Below are 13666 nucleotides of genomic sequence, written 5' to 3'. Positions count from 1 at the left end.
GGCGGTTCCGGTGCCGCCTGGCCCGTACGCGTAGGGCGTGGCGGAGTCGACCGGTGTTCCGCCCGGCTCGCGGGCTCCCCGTCGTGCGTGGCCGCCGCCCGGTCGGGGCGGGCGGCGCGGGCCGCTCCGGCGGTCGGCGGCCACCCGTGCCGGGTCCGGGCCGCGGTCGGCGGTGTCCGTCCCCGCTCGGCCGTCCGCCCGCCTCCCCGTGACGGGTAGGCGGGCGGACGGTGCGAGCGGGGGATGCGGCGGCAACGGTAGGGGGCCCCTCACCGCCGCGGCAGGCGGGACAGCCGCGACGTGCGCTTGCGGGTGCCGTTGCCCCATTCGTCGGCGGCCACCACGATGCAGACCGCGACCAGGATCAGGTTCTTGAAGACGTACTGGCCCTCCATCGTCGGCGCGAGGGAGTGGGCCTGCCACATCGCGTCCGGCAGGAGGAAGAGCGTCGAGAAGACCCCGCCCATGTGGAGGAAGAAGGCGACGAGGACCGGGCGCAGCAGCCACCCGGTGATCAGGCCGATGCCGATGGCCGTCTCCAGGGCCGCCAGGCCGAGGAGGAGCACGGTCTCCGGTACGAGGCCCAGGGTCATCTTCGTGGCCGCCTCGACGGCCAAGTGCTCCGCGGGGCTGGCCGAGGGGAACAGCTTGAGGGCGCCGAAGCCGAGGAAGATGAGGCCGACCGTCACCCGGAGGAGGGTGAGGGTGTGCAGGTTGAGGCGTACGGCCAGTCGTTGGACGAGGGGCCGCGCGGGGGGTGTGACGAGGGGCGACGCAGGGGCGGCGACCAGGGGCTGCGCAGGGGTGGTCGGGGAGCTGGGGTGGAAGCCGGCCCGGTGGGGCAGGGGCGCGGGGGCGCTTCCGGTGGTCGGCAGGGTCGGTTCGGCGGTGTGACTCCTCATGGGCCTTCTCCCGCTTTGTGTGTGGGGGGATACGTGCTGGGAGCCCGCGCGGGTCCGCGTGCACCAGTGGGGCATGGCGGAGCGGCGAGAGCCGGTGCGTCGGCGTTGTCACCGGCTCCCTCGTTCCTGGTCTAGACCATACGGACGGGGGTTGGGGGGTCAAGAGGTGTACGCCAGGGGACAGATCGGAAACGGCTGTTTTCCGCCAACTCCCGTACGCCTCAAGGGCTCTGGGGTATAGGGGGCTCGTGCGCCCGGCGGTCGCCCCGACACGGCGCGGGGCGGGTGGGGGTCCGCCGGCGCTTCCGCGCCGACGGGCTCCCACCCGCCCCTTTGCTGATCAGCTTCGTTCTGTCCGCACCGGTCCCGGCGCGGCCCGGTGGGCGTGCGCCGGGGCGGGTCCGCCGACCTCTTCGCGCCACCCGCGCGCCCCGGCGGCCGTCCGGTCCGACACCCGCCGGTGAGGGAGGTGTCGCCGCCGATTCATCCGGCCGAAACCAGCCCGGACGATTACGGGAGGAATCATCCGGACCGCTTCGCTCACCCCCTTTCCAGGCCGCCCCGCGCGATCACGTCCGCGTACCAGCGGGCGCTGTCCTTCGCCGTACGGCGCTGGGACGCGAAGTCGACGTGGACGATCCCGAACCGCTTGCTGTAGCCGTACGCCCACTCGAAGTTGTCCAGCAGCGACCAGAGGAAGTACCCGCGGACGTCCGCCCCCTCCGCGATCGCCCGGTGCACCGCGGTCAGATGCGCGTCGAGGTACGCCACCCGCTCCGGGTCGTGGACCTGCCCCTCCGGGTCGGCGTAGTCGTCGTACGCGGCCCCGTTCTCCGTCACCAGCAGGGGTACGGACGGGAGTTCGTCGCGCAGGCGGGTCAGCAGCTCGTACAGGCCGTCCGCGTCGACCGGCCAGTCCATCGCGGTGCGGGGGCCCGCCGCCGGGGTGAACGCCACGTGCTTCTCGGCGCCCGCCCACGGGGAGGGGGAGTCGGACGAGCCGGCCGAGACGACGCTGGGGGAGTAGTAGTTGATGCCGAGCGCGTCGATCGGGGCGGACGCCGCCTCCAGGTCCCCGGCGTGGACGAACGACCAGTCCGTCACCGCCGCCGTGTCCTCGACCAGGTCCTCCGGGAGCCGCCCGTGGAAGACCGGGTCCAGGAAGATCCGGTTGGCCACCGCGTCGATCCGGCGCACCGCGTCCCGGTCCGGCGCGGCGTCCGTCAGCGGGCGCAGCGCCTGGAGGTTCAGGGTCAGGGAGATCTCGGCGGCGCTCGCCGTGAGGCGGTCGCGCAGGACGCCGACCGCCGTGCCGTGCGCCAGGTTGAGGTGGTGGGCGGCGCGCAGGGCGGCGAGGTCGCTGGTGCGGCCGGGGGCGTGGACCCCGTTGCCGTACCCGAGGAACGCCGAGCACCACGGCTCGTTCAGCGTCGTCCAGGTGGCCACCCGGTCGCCCAGCGCCCCGGCCACCAGGCCGGCGTACTCCGCGAAGCGGTACGCGGTGTCCCGCTCCGGCCACCCGCCCGCGTCCTCCAACTCCTGCGGCAGGTCCCAGTGGTAGAGGGTGGCGACCGGCCTGATCCCGGCGGCCAGCAGCTCGTCGACCAGCCGCCGGTAGAAGTCGAGGCCGCGCTCGGCGGCCGGGCCCCGGCCGGTCGGCTGGACGCGGGACCAGGAGACGGAGAACCGGTAGTCGGTGACGCCGAGTTCCTTCATCAGCCGTACGTCGTCCGGCATCCGGTGGAGGTGGTCGGCGGCGATGTCGCCGGTGTCGCCGTTGCGGACCTTGCCGGGCGTCCGGCTGAACGTGTCCCAGATGGACGGCGTACGACCGCCCTCGGCGGCGCCGCCCTCGATCTGGTAGGCGGCGGTGGCCGTCCCCCACCGGAAGCCGGTGGGGAAGCGGAGCCGGGCGTCGGTCTCGGCGCGGGGGGCGTCGGCGGTCGCCGGACGGGCATCGACAGCGGTCATGAGACGGCTACTCCTGGTGGTGGAGGGGGGCGGGCGGAGAGGAGGAGGCGCGGAGGCGCGGAGGTCAGCCCTTCACGGCGCCCTGCATGATCCCGCCGACGATCTGCCGGCCCAGCAGGCCGAAGACCAACAGCACGGGAAGCGTGCCGAGCAGCGTGCCGGCCATGATCACCGACTGGTCGTTGACGTAACCGCCGCCGAGCTGGCGCAGCGCGACCTGCACGGTCGGCTCCTGCGAGGACAGCGCGATGATCGGCCAGAAGAAGTCGTTCCACGCCGTCATGAAGGTGAGCATCCCGAGCACCGCCATTCCCGGCCGGGCGATCGGGATCACGATCGACCAGAAGATGCGGGCGGTGGACGCCCCGTCGACGCGGGCCGCCTCGATCAGCTCGTCCGGCAGCGACTGCACCAGGTACTGGCGCATGAAGAACACCCCGAACGCCGAGACGAGACCGGGCAGGATCACCGCCTGGAGCTGGTTCACCCACTGGAGTTCCGCGATCAGCATGAACAGCGGGATCACACCGAGCTGCGGCGGGATCATCATCGTGCCGATCGTCAGCGCCAGCAGCGCACCCCGGCCCCGGAACCGCAGCTTGGCGAAGGCGAACCCCGCCAGCGTGCAGCACAGCACCGTGCCCACCGTGATGGAGCCGGACACGATCAGCGAGTTCAGCAGCGCCTTGCCGATGTCCGCCTCTTCCAGGACGGCCTCGAAGTTCCTGATCAGGTTCGGGCCCGGCAGCAGGCTCGGGGGCACCTTCGCCAGGTCCGCGTTGGACCGGCTGGCGGCGACGATCGTCCAGTAGAACGGGAACGCCGACACGAGCAGCGCCACGCCCAGAATGAGGTACGAGAGCCAGCCGCCGTGCATCGTCCGCCCGGCGCCGCTCCTGCGGGCCCGGCCCCGCGCGCCGGGCGGGGCGTCCCGCGGCGGTCGGTCGGGAGCGGTCGGCGGTGCGGCGAGCGCGGTCATCGGCCGGCCTCCTTGCGGGCGCGGCGGCGCGCGACCAGGGCGTTGGCCCCGACGAGCACCACGATCAGGACGAACATCACCCAGGCGATGGCCGCGGCCCGGCCCAGGTGGAAGAAGCCCCAGCCCTGCTCGTACATGTACAGGCCGAGGGTCTGGTACTGGTGCGAGATGCCACCGGAGATCGACCCCTCGAACAGCAGGGGCTCACCGAAGAGCTGGGTCGCGCCGATGGTCGAGACGATCACCGTGAAGACGATCGTGGGCCGCAGTCCGGGCAGCGTCACGTGGACGAACTGCCGCCAGCGCGAGGCCCCGTCCATCTCGGCGGCCTCGTACAGCTCGCTCGGGATGGACTGCATACCCGCCAGGTAGATCAGCGCGTTGTAACCGGTCCACCGCCAGATCACGATCGTCGACACCGCGATCTGCGAGGCGACCGTGCCCGTCTGCCAGTCCACCGGGTCGAGACCGACCAGCCCCAGCGCGTAGTTGATGAGCCCGAAGTCGCGGCCGAAGAGCTGCGCGAAGACCAGGGTGGCGGCGGCGACGGACGTCGCGTACGGGAGCAGGATCGCCGTCCGGATGAACGTGCGCCCGCGCAGCTTGTAGTTGAGCAGGTGCGCCAGGCCCAACGCCATCGCGAGCTGCGGCACGGTGGACAGCACGCCGATGGTGAACGTGTTCCGCAGCGAGATCCAGAAGTACGTGTCGCTGAAGACGGCCGTGTAGTTGGCGATGCCGCGCCACTCCATCTCGCCGCTCGTCTGGAGTTCGACCCGGTAGAGGGAGACGAACGCCGTGTAGAGGAGCGGGAAGAGCCCGAAGGCCAGGAACAGGGTGAAGAAGGGGGCGAGGTAGGCGTACGGGGACGCCGTGCGCCAGGTACGCCGGAGGGCGGCGGCCCGGCCGTCCTCGGGCCCGGTACGGGCCGGGCCCGGCCCGGCCTTCGCGGCGGCGGTGGCGGTGAGGGACACGGTGCGGCCCTTCCGGATCGGGAGCGGGGTGGGGGAGTGGGGCGGGGAGGCTTGGGGTGGGGGCTTGAGGTGGGGAGTGGGGACGGAAGCGGGGTGCGGAGCCGATCTGTCGTGGCCCCCGGCGGGCGGGCCGCCCCGCGCCCGCCGGGGGGGCTGGTGTGGCGCGGGGCGGCTCGGCCCCGCGCCCGGCGTGAGCCGGTGGGCGCGGCCCGGAGGAGCCTGCCCGGCCGGTGGGCGCGGCCCGGAGGTCGGGGGCGGTGGGCGCGGGCGGCCCCGCGCCTGCCGGGGGCCCGGCGTACGCGGTCGGCCCGGCGTACGCGGTCGGACCCGCGCCGCCCCACCGGAGCCCCGGCGTACGCGGTCGGACCCGCCCCGCCCCCGAAGCCCCGGCGTACGCGGTCGGCCCGGCGTACGCGGTCGGACCCGCGCCCACCGGAGCCCCGGCGTATGCGGTCGAACCCGCCCCGCGCCCCCGGAGTCCCGGCGTAAGCAGTCGGACCCGCCCCCCCCGGACTCGCAGCGGGCGTCAGCCGATCACGTTCTCCACGCCCTTCTTCGCCGTCTCCCACGCCTTCTCCGACGACGTGCCCTTGCGCTCGACCTCGCTCAGCGCGTTCGTCAACTGCTGCATCACGTTCTGGTCGTGCACGCCCAGCACCTGGACGGGGGACGCCTTGGCCGCGTCACCGAAGATCCGGCCGATCGGGGCGTTCGAGAAGTACGGGTCCGTGGCGTCCGCGATGGTCGCGATGGCCCCGGTGGAGGACGGGAAGTTGCCCTGCTTCTTGAAGACCTTCGCCTGCTGCTCGGGGGCGGTCAGCCACTCGATCAGCGCGTACGCCTCCTTCTTGTGCTTGGCCGCGCGCGGGATGGAGAGGTACGAGCCGCCCCAGTTGCCCGCGCCGCCGGGCAGTCTGGCGATGTCCCACTTGCCCTTGCCGGCGTCACCGGCCTGGCCCTTGACGTAGCCGAGCATCCAGGCGGGGCACGGGATCGTCGCGAACGACCCGGCCGCGAACGCCTGGTTCCACTGCGGGGACCACTGGTCGAGCTTGGCGCTCAGTCCCGCGTCCGCCGCCTTCACCGAAGTGTCCCAGGCCCTCTTCACCGCCGGGTTCTTCTCGTAGATCAGCTCGCCGGAGGCGTCGTAGTACCGCTCCTTCTCCTGGCCGATCATGATCGCGTAGAGGCTGCCGACGCTGTCCAGCCAGGCGCTCTTGGCGGGGGCCTTCTTCTTGTACTGCTCGCCCAGCTCCAGATAGCCGTCCCAGGTGGACCACCTCTTCGCCAGTTCCTCGCGGTCGGTGGGCAGTCCGGCCTGCCGGAAGAGGTCGGTGCGGTAGCACATCGCCTCGGGCCCCACGTCCGTGCCCAGGCCGAGGATGCGGCCGTCCTTCGTGGTCGCCGCCGTCCACTTGGCCTCGGCGAACTCGCTCTTGAGCTTGTCGGCCCCGAACTCCCGCAGGTCCTGGAACCTGTCCGCCTGCTGCTGGGTCACCGACGCGATGCGGCCCACCTCGACGCCCTGCACGTCCGCCAGTCCGCCGCCGCCCGCGAGGCGGGTCTGCAACGACTTCCAGTAGTCGACCTCGTCCTGGGTGTCGCTCTGCTTGATCGTCACACCGGGGTTGAGCTTCTCGTACTCCTCGTACAGACCGGCCTCCTCGAAGCCGAACGAGCCGAAGAGGTCGACGGTGAGCGTGACCTTCCCGCCCGCGCTGTCGGAGGAGTCCGACGCGCCGCCGGATCCGCAGGCGGCGAGGAGCGCCCCGGCGAGGACGACCGCGCCGAGGCGGGCGGTGGCTCTCTTGGCGGCTCGGGCGATGGGCATGGGAAGCCTCCCTTGGCTCCGGGGTGAACCGAGCGCGGTGAGAGCGCTCTCACAACTGCGACTGGAGCGTCCCGCACACCCCGTTCCCCGTCAAGACTCGAACGCGTAACGGCTGGGCCCGTCTCTCAACTGCCTTGCGTGCGGGCTCCCTTGACATTGACGTTTCAGGAGTTTTACGTTCCTTGACACGTGAGAGCGCTCTCGAACACGCTCTCTCCTCCCCCCCCCATGAACGAGGTGCTGCTCATGCAAGCCTCTCTCCCCAGACCCGCAGCGGCGGTTCTCCTGGCCCTCGCCGTGGCCGCCGTGGGCCTGGGCCCCGCAGCCTCGCCCGCCTCCGCCGCCGTCATCCCCGCCGGCGCCGGCAGCTACTCCGACACCCGTCCCGCCGGCACGTCCGGCCCGACCACCGACACCGGCGCGCCCGTGACGCCGAAGGTGACCGCGGCCGCGCAGGGCAAGCCGGTTCCCACCAACGACTGGTGGTCCTCGCTCGCCTACCAGCGCTACGGCGGCAACCCGTACTCCACCCCCATGTACGGGCACCCGCTCACCTACCAGGCCAAGGCGTCCGGCCTGGAGGTCGGCTACCCGACCACCCCAGCGATCGTCGGGGACGGACGGCAGTACGAGTACGCGCACAAGGCCGACCTCACCGTGGGGCTCACCGGCCTGAACTCCCCGGACACCAAGGCCGACGCCTGGTCCGACTGGACCGTCACCCCGTACTGGGCGGACGGCGCGCGCACCTTCCGGGCCACCATCGGCCACGGGATGCCCTTCGTGTACGCCAAGGGCTCCGGCGGCGACGCCCGCGTCACCACCGCCACCGCGCCCACCGTCTTCGCCGACCAGGGCAACGTCCTCGGCATCACCGTCGCCGGGCACCACTACGCCCTCTTCGCCCCGACCGGCAGCGACTGGAACGTCTCCGGCTCCGCCATCACCGCCGGGCTCGGCGGCAGGGACTACTTCTCGCTCGCCGTGCTCCCGTCCCCGGACGCGCTCGCCACCTACCGGAAGTACGCCTTCAGCTTCGTCACGGGCTCCCAGGTGGCGTGGCAGTCCGCGGGCGGCACGGTGAAGGCGACGTACACGCTGACGACCGAGGCCGAGGAGGGGACCGAGCGGGGCACGCTCCAGGCCCTCTACCGCCACCAGTGGCGGCACACCACCGACCCGCTGACCCCGTACACGTACGTGTCGCCGCGCGGCACGATGAAGGTCCGCGAGTCCGCCTCCTTCACGACCAGCCAGCGCGCCAACGGGGTCGTGCCCGCCCTGCCAGCCGCCACCGGCACCGACCGGGCGCGGCTGACCGGCTACCTCAACGAGGTGGCGAACGCCTCCGACCCCTTCTCCGGGGCCTCGGACACCTACTGGACCGGCAAGGCGCTCGGCCGCCTCGCCCAACTCGCGCCCATCGCGGACCAGATCGGCCAGACCGCCGTCCGGGACAAGCTCGTCGGGCTGATGAAGGGCCGCCTCCAGGAGTGGTTCACGGCGGGCGGGCCCAGCGAGTTCAGCTACGACCGGCAGTGGAAGACCCTCACCGGCTACCCGGCCTCGTACGGCAGCGACACCGAACTCAACGACCACCACTTCCACTACAGCTATTACGTCTACGCGGCGGCGGTCGTCGCCCAGTACGACCCGGCCTGGGCCGCCGACTCCGCCTGGGGCACGATGGTCGAGCACCTGGTCCGCGATGCGGCCAACCCCAGCCGCACCGACGCCGCCTACCCGTTCCTGCGCGGCTTCGACGTGTACGCGGGCCACAGTTGGGCCTCCGGCCACCAGGGCTTCGCGGCGGGCAACAACCAGGAGTCCTCGTCGGAGTCCGTCAACCTCAGCGCCGGGCTCGTCCTGTGGGGCGCGGCCACCGGCGACACCGCCCTGCGCGACCTCGGCAGCTACCTGCTGACGACCGAGTCGGAGGCGATCACCCAGTACTGGTTCGACGCCGACCAGCAGGTCTTCCCCGCCTCCTTCGGCCACGACACGGTCGGCATGGTCTGGGGCAGCGGCGGCGCGTACTCCACCTGGTGGACCGCGAACCCGGAGGAGATCCACGGCATCAACGTCCTCCCCGTGACCGGCGGCTCCCTGCACCTGGCGCGGGAGAAGGCGGCGATCAAGCGGAACATCGCCGAGATGGAGCGCCAGAACGGCGGGCCCGCCCAGGAGTGGCGCGACCTGCTGTGGGAGTTCGAGTCACTGGCCGACCCGGCGGCCGCGAAGGCCAAGTGGGACGCGGCCAACGGGAACTACTCCCCGGAGCAGGGCGAGTCGAAGGCCCACACCTACCACTGGATCACCACCCTCGACGCGCTCGGCGCCCCCGACATGACCGTCAGCGGCGACCTGCCCACCTCGGCCGTCTTCAGCAAGAACGGCGTCCGCACCTACACCGCCCACAACCACGGCTCCACCGCCCGCACGGTGACCTTCTCGGACGGCAAGACGCTGTCCGTACCGGCCCGTTCGACGGCCACCGGCAACGGGACCGGCGGCGGCGACCCCGGTCCGGGGGAACCCGGACCGTCCACCGGCAACACCTTCCGGTTGAAGAGCGGCGGCGTCCTCACCACCGCCACCACCGACCCGGCGGGCGTGGACACCCTCGCCTCGGCCGACGGCGTCAACCGGGACGGCGTTCCGTATCGCCCGAACGTGTACGAGATCCGGAAGGTCGACGGCACCCTCGCCGCCGGCGCCGCGACCTCGTTCCGCCTCCGGGTGGACGCCGGCACGAAGGTCGGCCTCGCCCCGCAGGTCCGGGTCGGCTACGACCTGACCGGCGACGGCACGTTCGACCGCACCGAGACCTTCCGCTACTTCGCGACCGATCCGGTCACGGGCTGGGAGGAGTACACCCAGGCGGCGGGGGTCCGGGCGACCACCGGAAGCCTGGGCGACCTCAAGGGCGGCACCGTCCGCCTGGAGATCTGGAACGCCCTCGGCGACGGCGTCTCCCAGGTGCAGACCGGCACCGACGCGGCGGTCCTGAAGATCCCGTACGTGTAGGGCTCCCCGCGAGCGGCACGGGACGCCCGCAGGGCCCCGCGGCCGTACGGGAGCGACCCAGGCGGCGGGTCTCCGGCTCTCAGGCGGAGGCCCGCCGCACCAGCGTCGTCGGGGTGATCACCGACGCGGCCGCCTCCCCGCCGCCCCTGCGGTCCCGGTCCAGCGTGCGCAGCAGCAGCCGGGCCATCAGCCGGCCCTGCCCCTCGACGTCCTGCTTCACCGTGGTCAGCGGGGGATCGGTCTCCACCGCCACCGGGTCCATGTCGTCGAACCCGACGACCGCCACCTGCTCCGGCACGGCGATCCCGCGCTCCCGCAGCACCCGCAGCGCACCCGACGCCATCAGGTCGTTCGCCACGAACACCGCGTCCAGATCGGGCCGCCGCCCCAGCAGCTCCGCCATCGCCCGCGCCCCGCTCTCCACGGTGAACGCGCCGTGGGCGACGAGGGCGGGATCGACGTCCGCCAGCACGTCCCGGTACCCCTCCAGCCGGTCCAGCGCCGACGTCTGGTCCGGCGGCCCGCCTATGTGCGCTATCCGCTCGCGCCCCAGCTCCCGCAGATGCCGTACGGCCAGCCGCGCACCGCCCCGGTTGTCCGCGTCCACGTACGGGACGGCCTGGTCCCCCGGATCGGCGGTCGGGCCGGGCCGCCCCCCGTACACCGTCGGAATCCCGGCCCGACGCGTGATCGCGGGCAACGGGTCGTCGGTGTGCAGCGAGAACGCCAGCGCCCCGTCCACGTGCCCCCCGGACAGGTACCGCGCTATCCGGTCGAAGTCTCCGGGCCCCTCCACCAGCAGCAGGACGAGCTGGGTGTCGTGGGCGGTCAACTCCTTGCTTATGCCGCGGATCTGCTGGGAGAAGAAGGGGTCCGAGAAGAACCGGATCTCCGGCTCCGCGATGACGACCGCCACCGCCCCGGTCCGCCGGGTGACCAGCGTCCGCGCCGCGTGGTTGGGGATGTACCCCAGCTCGTCGATCGCCAGGCGCACCTTGTCCACCAGCGTCTTGCTGACGCCCTCGGCCCCGTTGACGACCCGCGAGACGGTGGCCCGAGAAACCCCCGCACGCGCCGCGACGGCTTCCAGAGTGGGCCGAAATGCGGGACGCTGCTCGGGCACGGAGAACGCTCCTCGTCGACAGGGGCGGCGACACGTGGTGCGCGGTGCGCGGGCCGTGTCGCCGCCGGATCGTCTACAGCCTAACGCCGGGCGGGGGCAGGGCTGAGAGCGCTTCCAGGGGAGGGTCGGACTCCGTTTCCGCGCGCCTCCGATCCCCGGCTCCGGCACCGTCCCCGGGGGCGGGTCAGCCTTGCTTGAGGTCCGCCACGAAGGCGCCCCAGGCGGCGGTGCGGAAGAGGAGGGCGGGACCGTCGGCGACCTTCGAGTCGCGGACGGGGACGACGTCGGGGAGGCCGTCGAGGACTTCGAGGCAGTCGCCGCTGCCGCCGCTGTGGGTCGACTTGCGCCAGGTGCCGACCTCCAGGCAGTTGCCGCCGCTGCCGCCGCTGTACGACGACTTGTGCCAGGTGCCGACTTCCAGGCAGTTCCCGCCGTCGCCGCCGCTGTACGACGACTTGTGCCAGGTCACGATGGACAGGTCATAGTCCGAGCTGCTGAGCGTCATCGTCGTATTCCTTTGCCGCCGACTCGATGAAAGCCAGGGACGCGTCCGGTGAGAGCGCGCTGGCCACCAAGAGATCGTAGGCCAGTTCGTAGTTTCGAACGCTAGCTGGTTCGTCCTGCAACTGCCCGAGACCGAAGCCATCTACGTAGGCCAGGGGCGGCTCGTCCGCGAAGGCCATCAATTTGATTGCACCGGTCGAAGCCGCGTGCGCCCCGACAGAGAAGGGCAGCACCTGCACGATGATCCGTCGCTGCCTGATCAGCGCCGCGATGTGCCGTAGAGCTTCCGCCATCACGGCGGGACCGCCGACCGGTCGTCGCAGTACCGCCTCATCCAACACCGCCCACAACACGGGCTTCGTTGGATCGTCCAGCAGTTGTGTCCGCTCCAGTCGGGCGGCGAGCCGCTCCTCAATGACGCTTTCGAGGGCGGTCGGTTGGTAGGCGTGGATCACCGCACGCGCGTACGCCTCGGTCTGCAACAGTCCCGGAATGAGCTGAGGCGCGTACTCCTTGATCTGCTCCGCCTGCGCTTCCGCCTTGGCTGCCTCCGCGAAGTGGTCCGGGTACTTCGACTTCTTCAGCGCCTCGCAGTTCCGTGTGAAGAAGTCACCCGTGTCGAGGATCTGGTCCAGCTTCACCGCCTGGTCCATCTGCATCCGGCGGACGCCCGACTCCAGTTGCCCGATGAACGAGCCGCTGACGAAGAGCGGGGCCCCCAGCTCGGACTGCGAGAGGCCGGCCGCCTCGCGCCGATGGCGTAACTCCGCACCCAGAAGGGCCCTCGGCGACGAGAAGGGATCGAGTTCTTTCGGACCTGGCACGGCAACTCCTGGTGGTACTCGTGCGGTTGTTGGGACTACGCCTCTTCCAGGGTAGCTGCGCGTTGGACACGCTGGGTATGCATGTCCATTACGCAGAGTGGAAGGTGTGCAGCATGGTAGCGATGGATCGGCGCAGCGTGACAGCGGACAGAGTGCGGACGGCGGAGGACGCGGTGGCGCGGTTGAAGGAAGGGCTGGCGGGGCGTGGAGTGACGTTGCCGTCGCTGCGGGTCGATCCCGTCTCGTGCGCGGGCGACGAGCCGTCGCCCCTGGTCGACCTGGGCCGCTGCAACATCGACACCGCGTTGCGGCTGTGCGAGGTGCTGTCGGAGGGGGAGAGCGGTCGGGGAGGGCGGTCATGACGGATGAGGGGTGCGAGCCGTGTGCGCCCGAACCGGGGTCCTTCGCCGTGGACGGGCGGGACGGGCGGGTCGGCCGGGTAATGGGCCGACTGGGTCTGTTCGTGCGGTTGCGGCCGCCCGGCGGCGGCCCGGAGTGGGACTGTCCGCTCGACGCCGTGCGACCCGCTTCGCCGGGCGTGGTGCTGCGGGCGCGGGTGACGGAGATCAACCGCGAGGGGCGCTTGCCGCGGTGAGGCGGCGGCTGCCCGGCGTCGGACGCCCGGCAGCGCTCGCCCCCGGCCGGGGCCCCGCCGGTTGGAGCCCTCCCGGCGGCGGTACTCCCGGCGGCGGCCCTCCCGGCGGCGGTCAGGCCGCCGGGGCGCCCGCCGCGGCCGTACGGCGGGTCGCGCGGCAGGCCGTACGGCGAATGCCGCGGCAGGTCGCGCGCCGGGCCCGAGCCGTCGGGTGGGCCGTGCCGCCCCCGTACGCCCGTGTGGTGTCCGTACGCGCGCGAGTCGGCCCCTCGAACGCGTGAGGCGGCGGGGCCGGCCCCTCCTCGGGGTCGGGCCCGCCGCCGTCCGGGGGGCGTACGCGGATCACATGACGCGGAACGCCGTGTAGTACGCGGACAGTTGGTCGTGGTAGGCCGGGTCGTCGGCCTGCTGGTGCCGGTCGAACTCGGGGGAGTCCTTCACCTGGTCCTTGGTGAGGTCCACGTAGACCTTCTTGTCGTCGTGGTCGATGCGCGTGACCACGCCCGCGGGCAGCAGGACGTCCTTGCCGAAGATCCAGACTCCGGTGTCGACGAGCAGGTAGGACGAGCCGACCTCCTCGGAGTGCTTGTCGACCTTTCCGATACCGCCGTCGGTCGCCTCGACCGAATAGCCGATGAGATCGACACCCGTCGCATGGCCGCTCGACGGCTGATAGCCCCACAGGGAGTCGTTCATTGCCCGGTCCTTTCGCGAAGCTCTGTTCCGTTCGTTGACGGGGCGGAACACCGGTGTGCAGAGGGGTAATTCCGCTGCCGTGCGTGTGCCCGGAGAAGCGGGGCCCACACCTGGTGTTCCGGCCGTCCCCGCAGGAAATTCGGGGCCGGACGCGGGGGGGGGGGGGGGGGGGGGGGGGGGGGGGGGGGGGGGGGGGGGGGGGGGGGGGGGGGGGGGGGGGGGGGGGGGGGGGGGGGGGGG

12 protein-coding genes are annotated in these 13666 nt (G+C 72.2%); 3 read left to right on the top strand and 9 right to left on the bottom strand.

Translation table 11 applies throughout. From position 1 onward, the window contains the following. Positions 1-269: 269 nt before the first annotated feature. From ACZ6EJ_RS08510 to ACZ6EJ_RS08490, 5 genes are all read right to left on the bottom strand, one after another. A complete protein-coding gene (locus ACZ6EJ_RS08510) occupies positions 270-902 on the bottom strand; it encodes a DoxX family protein (RefSeq protein ID WP_469265450.1) in 633 nt (210 codons plus the stop codon). A 540-nt stretch (positions 903-1442) separates the two neighbouring features. Then, entirely contained in the window at positions 1443-2873 is a 1431-nt protein-coding gene (locus ACZ6EJ_RS08505; RefSeq protein WP_469265449.1) for a GH1 family beta-glucosidase, read from the bottom strand. 64 nt (positions 2874-2937) lie between these two features. Further along, positions 2938-3852, bottom strand: a complete 915-nt coding sequence (locus ACZ6EJ_RS08500; protein ID WP_469265447.1) for a carbohydrate ABC transporter permease — start codon at positions 3850-3852, stop codon at positions 2938-2940. Then, positions 3849-4826 carry a carbohydrate ABC transporter permease gene (locus tag ACZ6EJ_RS08495; RefSeq protein WP_469265445.1) on the bottom strand — a complete coding sequence of 326 codons (978 nt, stop codon included), beginning with the start codon at positions 4824-4826 and terminating at the stop codon, positions 3849-3851. The genes ACZ6EJ_RS08500 and ACZ6EJ_RS08495 overlap by 4 nt, the downstream gene beginning before the upstream one ends. Before the next feature lie 526 nt (positions 4827-5352). After that, positions 5353-6657, bottom strand: coding sequence for an ABC transporter substrate-binding protein (locus ACZ6EJ_RS08490; protein WP_469265444.1), 1305 nt, complete (start codon positions 6655-6657; stop codon positions 5353-5355). Positions 6658-6885: 228 nt separating this feature from the next. Here ACZ6EJ_RS08490 and ACZ6EJ_RS08485 point away from each other — a divergent pair, with 228 nt between their 5' ends. Beyond that, positions 6886-9684 carry a glycosyl hydrolase gene (locus ACZ6EJ_RS08485; protein WP_469265442.1) on the top strand — a complete coding sequence of 933 codons (2799 nt, stop codon included), beginning with the start codon at positions 6886-6888 and terminating at the stop codon, positions 9682-9684. A 79-nt stretch (positions 9685-9763) separates the two neighbouring features. Here ACZ6EJ_RS08485 and ACZ6EJ_RS08480 read toward each other — a convergent pair whose 3' ends face one another. From ACZ6EJ_RS08480 to ACZ6EJ_RS08470, 3 genes are all read right to left on the bottom strand, one after another. After that, positions 9764-10807, bottom strand: coding sequence for a LacI family DNA-binding transcriptional regulator (locus ACZ6EJ_RS08480; RefSeq protein WP_469265441.1), 1044 nt, complete (start codon positions 10805-10807; stop codon positions 9764-9766). Positions 10808-10991: 184 nt separating this feature from the next. Further along, on the bottom strand, positions 10992-11312 hold the full coding sequence (locus ACZ6EJ_RS08475) for a DUF397 domain-containing protein (RefSeq protein ID WP_469265439.1): 321 nt from the start codon (positions 11310-11312) through the stop codon (positions 10992-10994). Then, the gene (locus ACZ6EJ_RS08470) at positions 11287-12135 is read right to left on the bottom strand and encodes a helix-turn-helix domain-containing protein (RefSeq protein WP_469265437.1); all 849 of its coding nucleotides are present in this window, start codon (positions 12133-12135) and stop codon (positions 11287-11289) included. The genes ACZ6EJ_RS08475 and ACZ6EJ_RS08470 overlap by 26 nt, the downstream gene beginning before the upstream one ends. 113 nt (positions 12136-12248) lie before the next feature. Here ACZ6EJ_RS08470 and ACZ6EJ_RS08465 point away from each other — a divergent pair, with 113 nt between their 5' ends. After that, a complete protein-coding gene (locus ACZ6EJ_RS08465; RefSeq protein ID WP_469265436.1) occupies positions 12249-12497 on the top strand; it encodes a hypothetical protein in 249 nt (82 codons plus the stop codon). Continuing rightward, positions 12494-12730, top strand: coding sequence for a hypothetical protein (locus tag ACZ6EJ_RS08460; protein ID WP_469265434.1), 237 nt, complete (start codon positions 12494-12496; stop codon positions 12728-12730). Before ACZ6EJ_RS08465 ends, ACZ6EJ_RS08460 begins: the two co-directional genes overlap by 4 nt. Before the next feature lie 342 nt (positions 12731-13072). On the opposite strand, the gene ACZ6EJ_RS08455 is transcribed toward ACZ6EJ_RS08460, so the two are convergent. Further along, positions 13073-13426: a PRC-barrel domain containing protein gene (locus ACZ6EJ_RS08455; RefSeq protein WP_469265432.1), complete on the bottom strand. Its 354-nt coding sequence runs from the start codon at positions 13424-13426 to the stop codon at positions 13073-13075. Between the last annotated feature and the right edge of the window lie 240 nt (positions 13427-13666).

The organism is Streptomyces sp. NPDC041970 (genome assembly GCF_055588985.1).
The sequence above is the reverse complement of the archived record's forward strand: the minus strand, read 5'-3'. Positions and strand labels throughout refer to the sequence as shown.

Excerpts from the sequence above, each read along its gene's own strand:
- ACZ6EJ_RS08510 (WP_469265450.1), bottom strand. The coding sequence starts at position 902 with ATGAGGAGTCACACCGCCGAACCGACCCTGCCGACCACCGGAAGCGCC.
- ACZ6EJ_RS08505 (WP_469265449.1), bottom strand. The coding sequence starts at position 2,873 with ATGACCGCTGTCGATGCCCGTCCGGCGACCGCCGACGCCCCCCGCGCC.
- ACZ6EJ_RS08500 (WP_469265447.1), bottom strand. The coding sequence starts at position 3,852 with ATGACCGCGCTCGCCGCACCGCCGACCGCTCCCGACCGACCGCCGCGG.
- ACZ6EJ_RS08490 (WP_469265444.1), bottom strand. The coding sequence starts at position 6,657 with ATGCCCATCGCCCGAGCCGCCAAGAGAGCCACCGCCCGCCTCGGCGCG.
- ACZ6EJ_RS08485 (WP_469265442.1), top strand. The coding sequence starts at position 6,886 with ATGAACGAGGTGCTGCTCATGCAAGCCTCTCTCCCCAGACCCGCAGCG.
- ACZ6EJ_RS08475 (WP_469265439.1), bottom strand. The coding sequence starts at position 11,312 with ATGACGCTCAGCAGCTCGGACTATGACCTGTCCATCGTGACCTGGCAC.
- ACZ6EJ_RS08465 (WP_469265436.1), top strand. The coding sequence starts at position 12,249 with ATGGTAGCGATGGATCGGCGCAGCGTGACAGCGGACAGAGTGCGGACG.
- ACZ6EJ_RS08460 (WP_469265434.1), top strand. The coding sequence starts at position 12,494 with ATGACGGATGAGGGGTGCGAGCCGTGTGCGCCCGAACCGGGGTCCTTC.
- ACZ6EJ_RS08455 (WP_469265432.1), bottom strand. The coding sequence starts at position 13,426 with ATGAACGACTCCCTGTGGGGCTATCAGCCGTCGAGCGGCCATGCGACG.